15 protein-coding genes are annotated in these 16467 nt (G+C 59.6%); 6 read left to right on the top strand and 9 right to left on the bottom strand.

All coding sequences use genetic code 11. The features are described from left to right. Positions 1 to 16: 16 nt before the first annotated feature. The 9 genes from SIAM614_RS30445 to SIAM614_RS05420 all read right to left on the bottom strand — a co-directional run bounded on the left by SIAM614_RS30445 (position 17) and on the right by SIAM614_RS05420 (position 9666). Entirely contained in the window at positions 17 to 988 is a 972-nt protein-coding gene (locus tag SIAM614_RS30445; protein WP_006932714.1) for a glycosyltransferase family 2 protein, read from the bottom strand. After that, positions 985 to 1890 carry a Gfo/Idh/MocA family protein gene (locus SIAM614_RS05455; RefSeq protein WP_006932713.1) on the bottom strand — a complete coding sequence of 302 codons (906 nt, stop codon included), beginning with the start codon at positions 1888 to 1890 and terminating at the stop codon, positions 985 to 987. The genes SIAM614_RS30445 and SIAM614_RS05455 overlap by 4 nt, the downstream gene beginning before the upstream one ends. 47 nt (positions 1891 to 1937) lie before the next feature. Next, positions 1938 to 2474: a dTDP-4-dehydrorhamnose 3,5-epimerase family protein gene (locus SIAM614_RS30440; RefSeq protein WP_050789326.1), complete on the bottom strand. Its 537-nt coding sequence runs from the start codon at positions 2472 to 2474 to the stop codon at positions 1938 to 1940. A gap of 194 nt (positions 2475 to 2668) precedes the next feature. Next, positions 2669 to 4777 carry an autotransporter outer membrane beta-barrel domain-containing protein gene (locus tag SIAM614_RS05445; protein ID WP_006932711.1) on the bottom strand — a complete coding sequence of 703 codons (2109 nt, stop codon included), beginning with the start codon at positions 4775 to 4777 and terminating at the stop codon, positions 2669 to 2671. A 256-nt stretch (positions 4778 to 5033) separates the two neighbouring features. Continuing rightward, the gene (locus SIAM614_RS05440) at positions 5034 to 6080 is read right to left on the bottom strand and encodes a YcjF family protein (protein WP_006932710.1); all 1047 of its coding nucleotides are present in this window, start codon (positions 6078 to 6080) and stop codon (positions 5034 to 5036) included. Then, positions 6077 to 7591, bottom strand: a complete 1515-nt coding sequence (locus SIAM614_RS05435; RefSeq protein WP_006932709.1) for a YcjX family GTP-binding protein — start codon at positions 7589 to 7591, stop codon at positions 6077 to 6079. The genes SIAM614_RS05440 and SIAM614_RS05435 overlap by 4 nt, the downstream gene beginning before the upstream one ends. Before the next feature lie 47 nt (positions 7592 to 7638). Continuing rightward, positions 7639 to 8163 carry a SixA phosphatase family protein gene (locus SIAM614_RS05430; RefSeq protein WP_040439316.1) on the bottom strand — a complete coding sequence of 175 codons (525 nt, stop codon included), beginning with the start codon at positions 8161 to 8163 and terminating at the stop codon, positions 7639 to 7641. Between the two features lie 60 nt (positions 8164 to 8223). Further along, entirely contained in the window at positions 8224 to 8763 is a 540-nt protein-coding gene (locus SIAM614_RS05425) for a hypothetical protein (protein ID WP_198137263.1), read from the bottom strand. Between the two features lie 57 nt (positions 8764 to 8820). Continuing rightward, positions 8821 to 9666: an AAA family ATPase gene (locus SIAM614_RS05420; RefSeq protein WP_006932706.1), complete on the bottom strand. Its 846-nt coding sequence runs from the start codon at positions 9664 to 9666 to the stop codon at positions 8821 to 8823. A 310-nt stretch (positions 9667 to 9976) separates the two neighbouring features. Here SIAM614_RS05420 and SIAM614_RS05415 point away from each other — a divergent pair, with 310 nt between their 5' ends. The 6 genes from SIAM614_RS05415 (at position 9977) to SIAM614_RS05390 (ending at position 16457) form a co-directional block, all read left to right on the top strand. Continuing rightward, the gene (locus SIAM614_RS05415; protein WP_006932705.1) at positions 9977 to 11368 is read left to right on the top strand and encodes a flagellar hook protein FlgE; all 1392 of its coding nucleotides are present in this window, start codon (positions 9977 to 9979) and stop codon (positions 11366 to 11368) included. A gap of 74 nt (positions 11369 to 11442) precedes the next feature. After that, positions 11443 to 13296, top strand: coding sequence for a flagellar hook-associated protein FlgK (flgK, locus tag SIAM614_RS05410; RefSeq protein WP_006932704.1), 1854 nt, complete (start codon positions 11443 to 11445; stop codon positions 13294 to 13296). A gap of 13 nt (positions 13297 to 13309) precedes the next feature. Next, the gene (locus SIAM614_RS05405) at positions 13310 to 14845 is read left to right on the top strand and encodes a hypothetical protein (protein WP_006932703.1); all 1536 of its coding nucleotides are present in this window, start codon (positions 13310 to 13312) and stop codon (positions 14843 to 14845) included. A 266-nt stretch (positions 14846 to 15111) separates the two neighbouring features. Then, complete coding sequence (locus SIAM614_RS05400) at positions 15112 to 15405, top strand: ribbon-helix-helix domain-containing protein (protein ID WP_006932702.1); 294 nt, start codon at positions 15112 to 15114, stop codon at positions 15403 to 15405. Between the two features lie 113 nt (positions 15406 to 15518). Continuing rightward, entirely contained in the window at positions 15519 to 15914 is a 396-nt protein-coding gene (locus SIAM614_RS05395) for a VOC family protein (protein WP_006932701.1), read from the top strand. Between the two features lie 18 nt (positions 15915 to 15932). Continuing rightward, positions 15933 to 16457 (top strand): hypothetical protein, encoded by a 525-nt coding sequence (locus SIAM614_RS05390; protein ID WP_006932700.1) that lies wholly within the window; start codon positions 15933 to 15935, stop codon positions 16455 to 16457. Positions 16458 to 16467: the final 10 nt, after the last annotated feature.

Here is a 16467-nt window from a genome sequence, read left to right as displayed (position 1 = left end):
GTTGCCTGTCGAGGGGTCAAAAAGGACGCCTGGCGAAGAGTTTTTGAAGCGCCTTGCCGATAGCCCGAAAGGGAGCTGTCATTTTCCAGGACCTTGAGGCGAGAAGGGCGTTGTGGCGCTGTTTCAATTGGTCGATTTCGGCTTGCTGTTGCCTGATCTTTCCCTGTTGCGCAGTCGCTGTTTGCGCATGTCGGGCTGCATTGTCCGCATGACGGCGGCTTTCGGACCTGAGATGGCTGATCAGGTGTTCATTGCACCCGGTCTGGAAAGCCTGCCTTTCCGCCGGATCGGCAAACCTTTGCACCAGCGCTGCCAATTCGTTTTGTCTTTCTGACAGCGACATATCCTGACGGAGCACGGCGGAAGGCTTGATACATTGGACTGTGGGTCTGGTCGCAAAGGTGAGGTCCGTGCGCGCCAGGAACTTCCGCCACATGAAGAGGTCCGTCCACAAATCGGAAGGAGCCGGGCTCCAGCCGACGTCGAGAGACCTATAGGCCTCAAGGGAATAACCGACCGTGGACGGGCCGAAGAAGTTCCATTTTGATTCAAGCATCTTGCGGCGTGTGTCGGCGTCCGAAAGGTCTCCGATGTAAACCGTGAACGCGCCATCGGGCATAATTTCGGCCTGAAGCAGATTACCGAAGTCGCAGGTCTGCAGCAGGTGGTCGAGTTCCGACAGATGTTCGGGAAACCAGATATCGTCATCGCCGATCTGGGCCACATACCTGCCGTTTGCCTGCAGAAGCGCGGTGTGCCGGTGCGCCTCGCCGTGCCTTTCGCCCTTGGCAAAGGAAAAAACACGGATCCTGTCGTCATCCGATGCCAGCTTCTCCGCTGCCTCAACGGTTTCTTCAGGCGCGCCGTCGCAAACGATGAAAAGTTCGAAGTCCCGCAGGGACTGGCCCAGCACGCTGTCGACTGCAAATGGCAGCAGAGCGGGCGGTCGGTTGACCGGCAGTAGGACAGTGAAGCGCGGCTGTGTCACGGCAATCCTGCAAGGGCTCTCAGTTCGGCAATGCGTTTGACGATGAGCGCTCCTTCTGCCGCAGAGGACTTCGGAGCAGGTCCACCATTCAAATGCGCCAAAAAAGCTTCCAGCTCCGCAAGGAGGGGCATTTTTGTGCCGACCTCGATCTGCTGCGGCTTCCGGCTGTTATCTCTCGGGGCGAGGAGAATACGGTCATCATAGGATGAGGCCAGTTGGGCGACCGCCTTGCTGCCGATTACGACAACGGAGCGGGTGGGGAATGGATGAAGCGACGAAATCTCCATTGTAACGGTGAGCGGTTCGCCATCATTTTGAAGATGGGCGATCATGTCCTCGCCACCCATGCCCGGGATCTGGGAAATGGCCGAACAAGCCTTCGGCAGCGTTCCCAGAATTTCCAGGGCAATCGAGAGGTCATGCGTTATCAGGATCCAGAGACTGTCGACATCCTTATGCGGATTGCCCCAGCCGAGACGATAGGTGCGTACGGCTTCGATCTGACCAAGCTCGCCGGACTTTGCCAGTTCTGCAAGTTTCAGAATACCGGGGTGGTAACGCCACTTGTCCATGACGAAGAGACGCTCTTTAAGCGTATCGGCAAGCTGTTGCGCGGCCCGCGCATCGTTGGTGAGCGGTTTTTCGCAGAAGATCGGCCGGTTCCGCGATGCAAGTGCGTCTATGCAGGCAGCGTGATGCACTGTCGGCGGCGCAACGACGTATCCTGTGCAGTCGGGAAGGTCTGCGACGCTTTCGCACACAGAAGCGGCCCCGGCCTCAAGAGCTGCTTTCCGGCTGTCTGAACCGGGCACGGCCACGTGTACCGGAACGCCCAGATTTCGCAAATCGCGGAAGATGAGTTTCCCCCATCGGCCAAATCCGACCAAACCGACATCAGTCATGAAAATGCCCGATCATCGATAGCGGGAAAGGGCAGGGCTCCCTGTTATCAGGCATTGGCGTCCAAATAGAATTTATCAAGCATCTGTGCATAGCTGTCGGCTGTTCTGTCGCGATCGGAAAGAACCGGGTCTTTCGTCGGCCAAGCCAGGTTCAGCTCCGGACAATCGAATTTGCAGCCGAGATCATCTCTCGGGTCGAAGTAGGTGGAAACGGAATAAAGGTGTGTCGAGGCTTCGGGGTAATAGAACCCGTGGCACACACCCGGCGGGATGGAAACGGCACGTCTATGTTCATCAGTGAGATCCAGAATTTCCGATGTTCCGAACGTAGGGCTGTCACGGCGAATGTCATGCAGGCCAAGCAGCATTCTGCCGGCCAGAATCATCAGATAATCGTAGTGATCCTTGTGTACATGAACGCCGCGCAGGGTGTCCTCTCTCGAGGTGACGATGTTCCACTGGATCGATTTGAAATCGGTGAGCCACGTTTCCCGGTAAATCTCGGTGAAACTGCCACGCTCATCAATGTGGGCAACCAGGTCATGGACAATCACGCCCTCAATTGACGTTTCCCGGGTTTCCATCGAATTGTCTGACCCCAGCAGCCGTTTCACTTTCGCTTAGTTCGAGCCCCATCCAGACCCTGCGCCAGACTAACAGGTTTCTCCGGGATGTGGAGATCGGGGGCGCGAAATTGCGCGTGAAGGCCTTTTCGGTGCCTAAGGGTGCTGCCACGAGCACCGGACGCAGAAGAACCGGGTAGCTTCGTCTGAAAGCCTCAGAAGCTGATCCTGGCGGCAAGGCGAACCGATGCCGACAGCGTATCGGCGCTGTCGTAGCCGCCTTCTATGCCGGCGAGGAACCTGGTGCCGTCGTTCACCTGCCAAACGGCATCGGCAGCCGCAAAACCCCGGAGCACTGCATCGTCACTGTCAACGGACAGGTTCAAGGCAGCGCCTTGCAGGGTGCCGTCCACGCTGTCGTTCAGCGTGAAGATGCCATCGATACCTGCTTTTGCACCCAGATAAAGCGTTCCACCGTTCTGGATGATGGGAGCATGATCATAGGTGGCCTGAGCGCGCAGTTCCAGAACGTGCAGTGAGCGGCTCGAAACCGATAGGCCTGTGACGTCTTCCGTGGCACTGCCGGTTTGCCAGAGACCCGAGTAGCGCACCCGAGCGCTGGGCGTCAGCGTTCCCTCACTCAGGGCGAAGGCATGGCCGAGACGGGCAGAAGGCGTCACGTAGACATAGTCGTAGTCGATGGACAGGTCCTGAAGGCCACCGACAACCATGTTGTTGAGGACGGTGACTTCTTCATCGCTCTTCAGATAGCCGCCCAGCAGGCCAAATTGGGCAAAGGTCGCCTGCCAGGAACGGCTGAGATAGCCGCCGGCGTGGATGCTGTAACTGGAGGCCGAGTGAATGTCGCCGTCGCTGGTCGTTCTGCCGAGTGTGAAACCACCGGCAATACCGGCTGTGAGCCCTTCGGTGAAAGTCTTTTCAGCCCCGGCGCTGAGTCCGCCGAAAGCGTGATCAAAGCTATCGCTTCCCTGGCGAGAAAGAACACCGCCGAGCGGCGTGACCCATATCGACGTGGAATTTTCCTGGTCAGGAGCCGGGCCGTTGGTTGCGACGAAGGACGTTCCGCTCAGTCGATTGAGGTCCATCTGCTGTTCGATGCTGCCGGTGACGGCGCGTGTCATCGCGTTGAACGTCTGGCCGACCGTGTCCAGCCGGAAATCCTCCGGATTGAGGATGGTGACCGTGTTGCCATTGGTCGAAGAGGCGAGGCCCGCCGTCGTCAGCGTTGCCGGGAGACCGTTGAAGGTCAGGATCGCGGTTCGCCCTGCGGCGTAGTTCAGGGTCGCGGTTGTCGGATCGGTGAACGTCAACGCACCCTGCAGGATTGTGCCCTCGTTCAGAGAGATTGTTGCATCAGATCCGTCGACATAGATCGAGGAGCCGTTTGTGCTGTAGATCCTGCCGGAATTGGTGATCGTGACATTGTCGCCGTCAACAGCGATGCCGTGTCCGACATCGTCATCAGTGCCGGAAATGGTACCGGTGTTGCGCAGCGTGCCACTGTTGGAAATGGAGACATCATCGCCGTTGGATTCGATCGGGTTGGCGTCTTCCCCCGAAACAGTGATCGTGCCCGAGTTGGTGATCGCTGCGCGGTCACCGTCGTTGTCGATGCCGTCTGCCAGCCTGCCGGACATGGTCATGACGCCGGTATTGATCAGGGTGACATCGTCGCCGTCGCTATCGAAGCCGTCTGCGTCCTCACCGGACGTCGTGATCGTTCCGGTGTTGGTTATCTTCGCGTCGTCTTCGTCTGTGTCGATGGCATAGGCGTCGTCGCCAGTCGTGGTGATTGCGCCCGAGTTCAAAACTGTCGGACGGTCTCCCTCGGCGTTTATGCCGTAAGCAGCTTCGCCGGTGGTTGAGATCGTGCCGGAGTTGGTGATCTCGGAATCTGTACCAAGGGAGAAAATGGCATCGGATTCCTTGCCCGTCGTGGTGATTATGCCCGAGTTGGTGACCGTGAAGTCGTTCCCGTCGCCTGCAATACCGAAGGCGCGGCTGCCTGTGGTGGTAATGGACCCGTTGTTGTGAACCGTGGCGTCATCTTCGTTCGAGCCGATACCGGCAAGGTTCGGCGTGCCGGTGGTCGTCTTGGTAACGGTGATAGTGCCGTTGTTGGTTGCCGTCTGATCGTCATTGTCGAGGACGAGGCCGTCCTGATTGGTCACGTCGATCGTGCCACCGCTTTCGACCGTTCCGGTGTCACCGACATCCGTCAGTGTCTGTTTTGTGGTAACTGTGGAGCCCGAGGCCACGGTAATGTCACTGGCTAATACCTCGCCGGAACCGAGCTGGGCCACTGCGCCACTGCAGAGCAGAAATCCCTTGAGTGGGCGGCAAAACGAAAACGCGGATTTCTGCGGGGCCGACACCGGCCTATCGCTGCACAAGTTAACGTCTCACCTGATTATTTCTGTTTTATTTCGTTAAAAACGCTACGGCGGCTTCCGAAGAAATATTAATGCTCAAGACGTGTATGTGTCATCGGTAGAAATAGCAATTGGTTTGATCGCGCTGTGCGCAGAGCTTTGCCGTGTACTATTTGAAGTCTAAACTTTAAGACTTGCCGGACGGGTCTTCTTTTTTGGCAAAGGAGACCAGTTCGCCCATGAAATCGGAAATGGTAGGGCCAGTGCCGGCCACAAATGGTGCGGGTCTGCATACGGCAATTGCCGCAATGCCAATGCGGGCTGTCAGCAGTCCGTTGACCACACCTTCGCCCAGGCGGGCGGATAGCCGTGCCGCCAGTCCGTGACCCAGCACTTGCGAGGCAAGGCTGTCACCGGCGGCCATGCCACCTGTGACGGCCAGATGCGCAATGACCTGCTTGGCAAGACGCAGGAAGCCAAGCGTGCCGGGCCGCCCGCCATAGAGGGCGGACAGACGCCGGATCGTCCGGAGGTTTTCAAACAGGACCGCCAGCAGGTCGACAAGAGCTCTCGGGCTGACGGCCGTGACGATGGAGACGCGCTTTGCGCTGTTCATCACGATGCGCCGGGCTTCCAGGTCGAGCGGGCCGAGCAGGTCGCGTTCGGCCAGTTTGACCAGGTCGCGGCCGTCGATCACTTCACGCATGTGCCCGGCAAGGGCCTTGCGGCCCTGGGCGGTTTCAGGACGGTCCTTGTAGAGTGTGAGCAGTTCCTTCAGGCCGGCAGATGCCGCCTTTGCATCGTCCGCATCGGCGGCGCTCTGCAGTCCGTCGCGCAGATGGTCGATACGGCCAAGGCGCATGAGGCCCGCGATCTCGCGAACGACCAGCCCGAGCAGGCCGAGCGCCGCCAGCGCTGCCAGCGCAACGCCCAGCCAGCCTAGCCAGTCGGTCCGGGCGAAGAGATCCCGTATCAGGCTGTCGACCGCCAGGCCGACGGCCAGCGAGACGAGGCCCGACAGGCCGATCATCATCCACCTGCCGAAGCGAAAGCCGGAACGGGGCGTGCTGGCGGCGCGGGGAAGGCGCGGCTCTTCCTCGTCGACAAAGGCCTGGGTGATCAGGGCTTCGCCGGAGCCGGGGATCCGCGTGTCGTCATCTGTCATCCGCACCTTGGCATCGTCGAGACGAAAGGCGGCCGGTTTGCGATTGGACGGGGGCTGGGAACCGGTCATGCCAGGCGATCTCCGATCAGGAATTCAAGGGCGCGGTCAAGCCGGATATGCGGCAGAGACAATGTCAGGCCTTCGGCGGTCTTGTCGAGCTCCGGGGGCCGGAATCTCAGGAACTGAAGATCAGCCTGGGCGGTTTGAAAACTTGCTCGAAGCGCTTCAGAAACTGATTCAGCTTGTCCAAAAAGTGATTCAGGATCGTCCGGCAAGTCCCCGGGAAACATGGCGATTTCGGTCTTGCCATCGTAGGTGTCGCCGTTCAACCGTTCGCCAGGCAATGGCGTTCCGAGGATGGCGGGAAGGGCTTCGCCGCGATGTTTGACCGTCGCCTCGCGCGTTGCCCGGACAGCGGCCATGGCGAGAACCTCGACCTCGGCCCCCTTGAAGGTCGCGCGATCCTCGGCCCGGGCAACCAGCCTCTTCAGGATCAGTTCCAGCCGGTCATGGTCCGATCTGTGCAGGTGGTCTGCCTTGGTCGCCGCGAACAGGATGCGGTCGATCCGGCGTGACAGGATCGAAGACAGCCAGCTTCGTTTGCCGGGACGGAACGCCCCCAGAACTTCCGTGAGCGCTGTTTCCAGATCCGCGATTGCATGCGGGCCCGCGTTCAAGGCGTGCAGCACATCGACCAGCACGATCTGACGGTCGAGGCGCGCGAAGTGATTACGGAAGAACGGCCGCACCACATGGGTCTTGTAGGCCTCGTACCGCCGCTCCATCATCGCACGCAATGTGCCAGCCCTGGCGGGGGCGGCGTCAGCGGGAATGTCCAGCGGGGCAAAGGTCAGGGCCGGAGAGCCGTCCAGATCGCCCGGCATCAGGAAGCGGCCGGGAGGCAGCATGGACAGGGCGTGGGCATCCGCGCGGCAGGCGGCCAGATAGGTCTTGAAGCTCGCCGACAGTTCCTGCGCCGCCGGTTCGCTTTCCTGCGCGTTGGCGTCCGTCACCGCGAGGATCTTCAGAAACGGTTCGGCAATCTCCGCCCGATTGTCTGCCCGGGCGCGCTGCATCGCTTCGGCGGAGAAAGTGGCGTAATCCTTGCCGAGCAGGGGCAGGTCCAGCAGCCATTCGCCGGGATAGTCGATCAGGTCCAGATGCAGGCGGCCGGGACCCAGCTTGCGGTAGAAGTAGGAGGCGCTTTCATAATCGATCGTCAGGCGCAGTTCTGAAACCTGACGGGTCGACTCCGGCCAGATCCGCTCGCCGACAAGGGCGCGCACATGCGCCTCGTAATCAAAGCGAGGCACGGCATCGTCCGGTTGCGGTTGAAGCCTTGCGCCGGTCATCCGGTGGCCGGACGCTGCACTGAACAGCGGCAGGCGACCGCCGTGAACGAGATTGTGCACAAGCGCGGTGAGGAAAACGGTCTTGCCCGCCCGCGCAAGCCCGGTGACGCCCAGCCGGACGCTTGGCACTGCCAGATCGGTTGCCGCGTCGGCAAGGTTGGCCAATGTCAGCCGGGTTTCTTCTGCAAGTGTCGTCAATGGGTTCACAAAGGCCTCCAGCGCGTTCATGTAGGCGCGGGCGCGGCCAAGTGCAATCCGGATTACGCCCGGAAGCCCTAGGCGGTCTCGTCCTTCAGGTCTCGCGGTTTGACGAAACGCTCCAGATGTCCGGTCTTGGGCTGCAGCTCCGACCAGTCGGCAATGTCGAAATCGATCACCGCCAGAGCGCCGGTCGGAAACTTTTCCTGGATGTCGGCAAGCGCGCCGGACGACGTCGTGCCGCTCAGGCTCAGCGCCGTGTCCTCGGTGGCGGGATTGTGACCGATGACCATGAGGTTCTGCGCACGGCCGCCGTAGCGGCGGATCAGCCCGACATAGTCGTCTTCGCTTTGCTGGTAGAGATCGGACACCAGGTGGATCTGGGTTTCCTGGGTGAGGGTGGGCAGAAGGCGGGCGAGGGTCTCCCGCGTACGCTGCGCGGTGGAACACAGGATCTGGTTCGGCTGCAGGCCCTGTTCCTTCATATAGCGGGCCATCTTGACGGATGCGGTCTTGCCACGGCTGTTCAAAGGCCGGTCGATATCGGCCATGTTCGGATCGCCCCAGTCTGATTTCGCGTGTCTGAACAAAAGGAGCCGCATCGTCTTTCCTGGTTCCCTGGATGTTGGAGACGTGCCGGCGCACAAGGGCCGGACTGCCGGTCAGTTCTGGTTGGCAAGCGCCATGGTGAAGGCGGTGACAGCCGGGCCGATCTCCACCTCTTGAGTCGGCAGTGTGTAGGACAGCCATAATGTATAGTCCGATGTGGCACCGGAAAAGTACCACAAGGTTTCGCACAGGCTTGTCGGTGTCCAGCTGCGTGTCCGGAACGATATGCCGGAGGCTGCGGCCCCGGTCAGCTTGATCGGCTCGAAGCCGGCCGCCTTGTAATTGCGGGAAAAGGTCAGCGCTTCGCGGCGGCCGGTTCCCTGCAGATGCTTGCGCAGCACTGCGGTTATGCCGTCACGGCCCGTGTAGATGCATCCCGCCTGGCTGACGGTGTCGCCCTCCATCACCTTGATGCGGTAGAAATCGCCAATCATGTCGGGGCAGCGCAGGCCGGTGAAATGACGCAATCCGCCGACGTCGCTTTGCCAGCCCGCGTCCTTTTCGGGCGGCACCTGCGCGTAAGCAGGCATCCCCGCGGCTGTCGGCAGCGCGAGCATCGCCAGCACTAGAAGGGCGGCGGCCTGTTTCGCCAAGTCAGTCTCCTCCTCGCCCGATCCCGGTCGATCAGTTGTCCCGCGCAGGCCCGGACTTCAGGACCGTTCCCGGCGTGCCATGAACGCCAGGCGTTCGAACAGATGCACGTCCTGCTCGTTCTTCAACAGCGCACCGTGCAGCGGCGGTATCAGTTTGGAGCTATCTTGTTGACGAAGGGTTTCGGGGTCGATGTCTTCGTTCAAAAGCAGCTTGATCCAGTCGATCAGCTCAGAGGTGGATGGCTTCTTTTTCAGCCCCGGAACGTCGCGCACATCATAGAACAGGCGCAGGGCTTCCGACAGCAGCCTTTGCTTGATGCCCGGGAAGTGCACCTCGACGATTTCCGTCATGGTTTCGGCGTCGGGGAACTTGATGAAATGGAAGAAACACCGGCGCAGAAAGGCGTCGGGCAGGTCCTTCTCGTTGTTGGACGTGATGATGACGATCGGGCGCTGCCTTGCGCGCACGGTTTCGCCGGTTTCATAGACGTGGAACTCCATGCGGTCGAGTTCCAGGAGAAGATCGTTCGGAAACTCGATATCGGCCTTGTCGACCTCATCGATCAGCAGAACCGGCCTCTGCGCAGAATCGAATGCTTCCCAGAGCTTGCCCTTGCGGATGTAGTTGTTGATGTCCTTCACGCGCTCGTCGCCGAGCTGGCTGTCGCGCAGGCGTGACACCGCATCGTATTCATAAAGGCCCTGCTGAGCCTTTGTCGTGGATTTGACATGCCATTCGATCAGCGGGGCTTTCAGGGCTGCCGCAACCTGTTCGGCAAGCACGGTCTTGCCGGTGCCGGGTTCCCCCTTGATCAGCAACGGCCGCTCCAGGGCAACCGCGGCATTGACCGCGACCCGCAGATCTTCCGTGGCGATATAGCTTTCAGTTCCTTCGAAGCGCATTTGGCCGTCCGTTTTTCCTCAATCGGGCGCAAGGTGGCAGGCCGCGCGCGGCTGTGCAAGCCTGTAAAAGGCAGGAGTGCCGGGGCGCGGCAATTTTGAACCTCTCTTACCGGGTCGCACGGTAGTTTTTGCCTGTTGGGTCATGACCTGCCGGGTTGGTTTTTCCGCTATCGACAAAAGAAATCTGTCTAAAGTACTGAAATAAAATGGAAATGTCTGGTTTGTCCAAACTGGCACGGCCTTTGCGGAGGAAGGCCGATCATGGGCGCAAGCCCGCGTCGCAGTGCCCGATCTATAAAGAGGACCGAAAATGGGTATTTATGGGGCTATCAACTCGGCTGTCTCAGGACTGGCTGCGCAGGCTAAGGCTCTCGAAAATATTTCCGGTAACGTCGCAAACTCGCAGACGACCGGTTACAAACGGCTCGACACCACATTCTCCGATCTGGTGTCCGGTGGCGGGTCCAAGCAGGCTCAGCAGGTGTCCGGAACCACCTTCGCCACATCTCGCGCCACCAACACCGTGCAAGGCGATATCACGTCGGTCGACGTTGATACCTACATGGCCATCAATGGCCCGGGCTATTTTGTCGTGACCAAGGCGTCCGATGTTGTCGACGGCTCGACCACCTTTGCTGACGAAACCTACTACACCCGCGCCGGCGACTTCGAGCGCGACAAGGAAGGTTATCTGATCAACAGCTCCGGCTACTACCTGCAGGGCTTCCCGCTGGATCCCAATACCGGTAATGCGATCGGCGACAATCCGACAGTGATCCAGATTGAGAACCAGCCTTTGGCGGCCTCTGCCACCACGGCAGTTGATTACCAGGCCAACCTGCCGCGTGTTCCGGCCACCAACGACTACGATGGTACGGATGAATCCACGGCTCTGCTGAACGCCACCGTCGGTGCCGGCAACGTTGCTGTTGCGAACGAAGCGGACTTCCTGAACAGCTCCATTTCCGGTGGGTCGATCACGATCTACAACCAGAACGGCACGGCGATGCCCGTCGAAGTTCGTTATGCCAAGACCGCGAACTATGACGCCGGTCCCCCCGTCGTGGAAGACGCCTGGACGATGTATATCGGCACCGGTGGCGATGCGACCGATGCCTGGTACGATGTGGGTACGATCCAGTTTGACGATACCGGCGAGATGACCACCCTGACTGCCGGTGCCATGGCCGGTTCGGCTGTGAACGGCTCAGGTGACGGTTTTACCATTTCCTCGCTCACCATTGGCGGCACCACGGCGGCGAACGTTGAATTTTCCTTCGCCGACGGGTCCCTGACCCAGTATTCCGACAAGGACGGCAGGGCCAGCTCCGTGTCGCTGGATCAGGATGGTTTCCCGGCAGGTGAACTGACCGGCGTCGCCGTGGATGCTTCCGGCCGCGTGATTGCCAGCTATTCCAACAACCAGCAGCGCCCCGTTTACCAGATCCCGCTCGCTACCTTCCAGGCCGAACAGGACCTGCAGCGCGTTGACGGTGCCGCGTTTGCGGCAACCGCCGGATCGGGCGACGCGGATCTTTCCGGTGGCGGACAGATCCTTGCCAAGAAGGTGGAACTCTCCAACGCCGATATTGCTGACGAGTTTTCCAAGCTGATCATCACCCAGCAGGCCTATTCCGCAAACTCGAGGATCGTTACGTCCGCGGACGAGATGCTCGATGATGCCTTGAATATGGTCCGGTAATCCCGCCCTGGCCGGCGGGGTCTTTACCCGCCGGCCGGCCTGGCCTTGTCGCGTAGTACGAAGGAGAAGCCGCCATGGGTCTTACAAGCGCCCTCAATACCGCGGTTTTCGGAATCACCTATAATCAGCGTCAGCTGGACGTTACCGCGTCCAACATCGCGAACGCGGATACGGCCGGCTATTCCAAAAAGACAATTTCGGCGAATGTCTATTTCGACGGAAACGGCAATGTTGCCGGGCTGAACGCAACTGAAGTGCGCCGGATCGTCAACGAGCAGATCCAGTCCGACTATTTCAACTCTCTCGCCGACACCAGCTATTCCCGCCAGATCGCGGATTTTACCGACCGGCTGGACGATATTTTCGGCACCATCGATGACAAGAGCTCCTTGTCGACGCTCGCCGGCAACCTGTCCTCCGCTCTTTCCAGCCTGGTGAACGATCCGGGCAATTATGCCATTCAAAAGGATGTGGTCTCGGCCGCGGAAGCTTTCGCCCGGGAAATCAACGCTTCCTATGAGCAGATCGCGGATCTGCGCCAGGAAGCGGACAACGCACTGGCCTCGCAGACAGACAGCGTGAATGGCCTGCTCGCAAGCATCGAAGACATCGACGAAGCCATCCAGAGCGCGACCCAGTCCGGCGTTTCGACTGCGGACATGGAAGACGAGCGTGACCGGCTGATCGAGCAGTTGTCCGGTTATCTCGATATCGACGTTTCCAAGAACGACAACAATTCTATTGCGATCCGGACCGCAGGCGGCAACCAGCTCTACGCAGACGGCAAGGCCTCGACGCTGACTTTCAATGCCACGCATCTGCTGCAACCGGGACAAGCCGGCAACTCCGTGATGGTGAGAACACCGGGTGGCACCCAGTATGATCTCATCGCGTCGTCGAAATCCGGTTCAATGCTGGCAACTGCTGAACTTCGCGACGATATTCTGGTCGAGGCCCAGACCCAGCTCGACACGATCGCCGCCGAGCTCTCACTTGCCTTTTCCAATGTGAATGTTGAAAGCACGGCTGCGACGGTCGGACTGGACAGCGGCTTCGATCTCGATGTGTCCGCGCTTCAGCCGGGCAACACGATCACGCTGGACTATACCGACAGCAGCGGCAACCCGCAGACCGTCACGCTGGTGGCCGTGGACGATCCCACCTTGCTGCCGCTGGACGATTCCGCGACTGCCAATCCGGGCGATACCGTCTTCGGTATCGATATTTCCAGCGGCGTCCCGGCAACCTACATCACCAACATCACCGCGGCACTGTCCGGGACCGGCCTTCTGGTCAGCAACGACGGATCGGACAACCTGCGCGTTCTCGGCGACAACACCGCGCCGACCAGCGTCGAGAGCCTGAGCGCGAATGTCACCGTGACAGCCAATTCCGATCAGGGATTGGGGCTTGCGATCTTCGTCGACCAGCGCGTCGGAACAGACCTCTTCACCGATGCGCTTGAAGGCGGCGGCCAGCGGCTCGGCTATGCGTCCGGGATCAGCGTTAATCCTGATCTTCTGGCCGACAGTGCGCTTCTGGTGAACTACCAGACCACGCCAACACCAAACACATCCAATGATCCCGCACGGGCCAAGTACCTGTCGGATGCGCTCAGTGTCGGCACCAAGCATTATGATCCGGGTTCGGGGATCGGCAGCGCGTCGACCCCGTTCCAGGGAACGCTGGTGGACTACGTCAACCAGACAGTCGCGTTTCAGGGCAACCAGGCGGAAGACGCAGCCACATATGCGGATTCCAAGGAGGCGCTGACCATGAATCTCGCCATTCGTTATGAGCAGAGCTACTCGGTCGATCTCGACGCCGAGCTGGCCTTCATGGTTCAGCTTGAAAACGCCTATGCGGCCAATGCCCGCGTCATGCAGACCATCAAGGATCTCTTCGAAGAGCTCCTGAACATCGTTTAAGGTTGGGTGCGTTATGGCAGTTTCGAATATCACCACCTCCCGGACTTATCTGACCCGCCAGCTTGGCGAGCTCAACGATATGCTGGCAAGCAAGACCACGCAGCTTGCCAGAGGCAAGGTGGGCACGACCTACGGCGAGGTGGGCGACCGACGGCTTCTGGATATCCAGCTGACCCAGAAGGTCAGCATGATCGAGAGCTATCAGGACACGATCACCATCGCGAACCTGCACCTGCAAACCTCTACCATGTCTCTGGAACGCCTGGAGGACATCCGTCAGGATGCGAAATCCGCTCTCGACACCAACGACTTCGTGCTTCAGGACGACGGACAGACCCAGACCCAGTCTCGTGCCAAGCTGCTGCTGAACGAAGCGCTGAACATCCTGAACACGGAAGTCGCCGGATTTTACGTCTTCGGCGGCACGGATGCCGTTCAGGACCCCGTTGCCAGGATCGACGCCATTCTGGACGGAGCGAACGGTCGTGACGGGCTGAGAACCGTCATGAGCGAGTATTCCGAGGCGAACCTTGGGGTCGGCAACAACGGCCGCACGACCACCTCGGCGCTGACCACCAATTACGCGGGCACTGTGCCAACCGATTCCACCTTCACCATTGCCGAGGATGGTGCGCATGATTTCGGTTTCGATATCGCTTCGGTCGCCTCGACCCTGACCAATGTCACCATCACCGGACCTTCGGCGACCGACCCGGACAGTTTCGATGTGCAGTTTACCGGACAACCGGAACTGGGCGAGACCATCACGGTAGAGCTTTCCCTGCCACCCGACCACAGCGAGACGATTTCCATTGAGCTTACGGCTGCCAACAGCACCGCTGAAGAGGGCACGTTTGCGATCGGAAGCGATCTTGAGGAAACCGCGCAGAACCTGCGCGATGCCCTGGCGGCTGAGATCGAGCATCAGGCTCAGACAACCCTTCGCGCCGTATCCGACGAATGGGCGGCGGAAGAGTTCTTCAAGACCTTTGGCGGCGAGGAACCGCAGCGGGTCGACGGGCCGCCATTCGACAGTGCAACCGCACTGACCGGGGGCGGATCGACGACTGTCGCGTGGTACACCGGCCGCAACACACCAACGGACGATCCGCGAACGGACAAGAACGCGGTGATCGACAGTAACCTGACGGTGCAATACGGCATTCGGGCCAACGAAAAGCCTTTGCAGGAACTGGTCCAGTCTCTGGCGGCATTCATTGCCGCGGATTTTTCCGGCGGCACGACCACTGACGAAGAATACTACAACACGCTCTCGACAAATCTGCGCACCACCTTGCAGCCCCCCGGTGTCGATCAGTCGGGGATCACCGACATTGCCACGGACATCGCCATCACGCACCGTACGGTTTCGTTGACCGACGAACGGCATGTGCAGATGAAAAGCAGCTATCAGGGCACGATCGCGGACATCGAAGGCATCGACCAGGATCAGGTTGCGGCCGAGATCCTGCAATTGCAGACGAACATCGAGGTTTCCTACCGGGCTTCGTCGATCGTGTTCAATCTGACCCTGTCCGATTACCTGTAAGATCTCCCAATCTCAGATAACCCTCCGCAGGCGTTTTAAGCCTGCGGATGCGCATGCCTTTGGTTCGGCCTGGGAAAAGTCTTGAAATATCCCGTCTTTGGGGAAACACTCTTTCTGTCGCTTTTGTCCCGGCCGATCTCTAAATGGCGTCCACAGCCAGCCTGACCCGGGCAGGACGGTTTTGGCGACGACCACTTTTTTATTCCTTTTCCAAGAAAACACCGCGGCGTACCGCGTAAAGATCGACACCATGGGAGGGAGAGCCAATGTGTCATGTATTCGCCGGCCAGGATCCGGAACGCTATGCCAGCCAGACACGGCGGTTGCGGCTCAATGGACAAAGCACGAGCATTCGTCTGGAAAACTCCTTCTGGGCGATTCTGGATCAGATCGCCGCTTCGGAAGGGGTGACGACGCCCCATTTCATCTCGACGCTTCATTCCGAAGTGATCGAATTGCGGGGTGAACCGAAGAACTTCACCTCGCTGCTGCGCTGCGCCTGTCTGAAGTTTCTTGAGATTTCGTCGAACCAGCATGCGGCTTCGATTGCCGCGGAATGATATTTTGCGCTGCAACGCAAGTTTTACCGCTCGCAGTATAAGCATACTACCCGGGCGATAGTTGCCACGCGCTACGCTTCTCTCATACCAATTCAAGCAAAGCGGAGTAACGCGTGGCGAAAGCAATCCATTCCATGATCCGTGTTCTGGACGAACACAGGTCTCTTTCCTTTTATGAAAAAGCATTCGGATTGACCGTAGCGGATCGTCTGGATTTCCCCGATTTTACCCTGATCTACCTGAGCAACAGCGAAACCGGCTTCGAGCTGGAACTGACGGTCAACAAGGGCCGGACGGAGCCCTATGACCTTGGCGACGGCTATGGCCATCTGGCGTTCAGCGTCGATGATCTCGACAGCGAGCACGCACGGTTCGAAGCCGCAGGTCTCAATCCACGAAAACTGGTCGATTTCGCTCCCGGAGGAGACGTCATTGCGCGCTTCTTCTTCGTTGCGGATCCCGATGGCTATCAGATCGAGGTGCTTCAGCGCGGCGGTCGATACGAGTGACTTGAATGGGAGGAGAGCATGAAAACGGAAAACAGTCCGCGAGGTTTGACAAGACGGCAGCTTCTGGCCCGGGCGACGGCGGCGGGAGCCGCCTTCGTCACCGGATCGGGGTTTCTGGCGGCCAGGGATGGAGCCTGGGCGACGGAGTTGAGCGCCCTCAAGCCGGACAGCTTTGCCACACTGGTGCAGATGGCACGGGACATCTATCCGCATGACCACGTCGGCGACGAATATTACGTCATCGCCGTCAAGGGATACGACACGCCCGACCTAGCCGAGGATATCGAAGCCGGTATCGAGGCCCTGAATGGAGCGGCCCAGGGGAGAGGGCATGCTTCCTATCTCGCAATCGGCTGGGAGCGCGACAGAGCCGATCTGCTGCGGTCGATGGAGGACAGCCCGTTCTTTCAACGGATCAGGGGCGGTCTCGTGACCGGTTTCTACAATCAGAAAGCGGTCTGGCCGTTGTTTGGTTACGAGGGAGCTTCCTACGAGTTGGGTGGCTACATCGACCGGGGCTTCAACGACATAAACTGGCTTTGAGCCTGAGGGA

The sequence above is a fragment of the Roseibium aggregatum IAM 12614 genome (assembly GCF_000168975.1).
Taxonomy (GTDB): Bacteria; Pseudomonadota; Alphaproteobacteria; order Rhizobiales; family Stappiaceae; genus Roseibium; species Roseibium aggregatum.
Note: the sequence above shows the minus strand (reverse complement) of the source record. Positions and strands in the feature narration are given on the sequence as shown.

Bases quoted from the DNA above. Each gene is read 5' to 3' on its own strand.
- flgK (WP_006932704.1), top strand. From the start codon at position 11,443: ATGGGTCTTACAAGCGCCCTCAATACCGCGGTTTTCGGAATCACCTAT.
- SIAM614_RS05440 (WP_006932710.1), bottom strand. From the start codon at position 6,080: ATGACCGGTTCCCAGCCCCCGTCCAATCGCAAACCGGCCGCCTTTCGT.
- SIAM614_RS05390 (WP_006932700.1), top strand. From the start codon at position 15,933: ATGAAAACGGAAAACAGTCCGCGAGGTTTGACAAGACGGCAGCTTCTG.
- SIAM614_RS05415 (WP_006932705.1), top strand. From the start codon at position 9,977: ATGGGTATTTATGGGGCTATCAACTCGGCTGTCTCAGGACTGGCTGCG.
- SIAM614_RS05405 (WP_006932703.1), top strand. From the start codon at position 13,310: ATGGCAGTTTCGAATATCACCACCTCCCGGACTTATCTGACCCGCCAG.
- SIAM614_RS30440 (WP_050789326.1), bottom strand. From the start codon at position 2,474: ATGGAAACCCGGGAAACGTCAATTGAGGGCGTGATTGTCCATGACCTG.
- SIAM614_RS05420 (WP_006932706.1), bottom strand. From the start codon at position 9,666: ATGCGCTTCGAAGGAACTGAAAGCTATATCGCCACGGAAGATCTGCGG.
- SIAM614_RS05435 (WP_006932709.1), bottom strand. From the start codon at position 7,591: ATGAACGCGCTGGAGGCCTTTGTGAACCCATTGACGACACTTGCAGAA.
- SIAM614_RS05430 (WP_040439316.1), bottom strand. From the start codon at position 8,163: ATGCGGCTCCTTTTGTTCAGACACGCGAAATCAGACTGGGGCGATCCG.
- SIAM614_RS05455 (WP_006932713.1), bottom strand. From the start codon at position 1,890: ATGACTGATGTCGGTTTGGTCGGATTTGGCCGATGGGGGAAACTCATC.
- SIAM614_RS05400 (WP_006932702.1), top strand. From the start codon at position 15,112: ATGTGTCATGTATTCGCCGGCCAGGATCCGGAACGCTATGCCAGCCAG.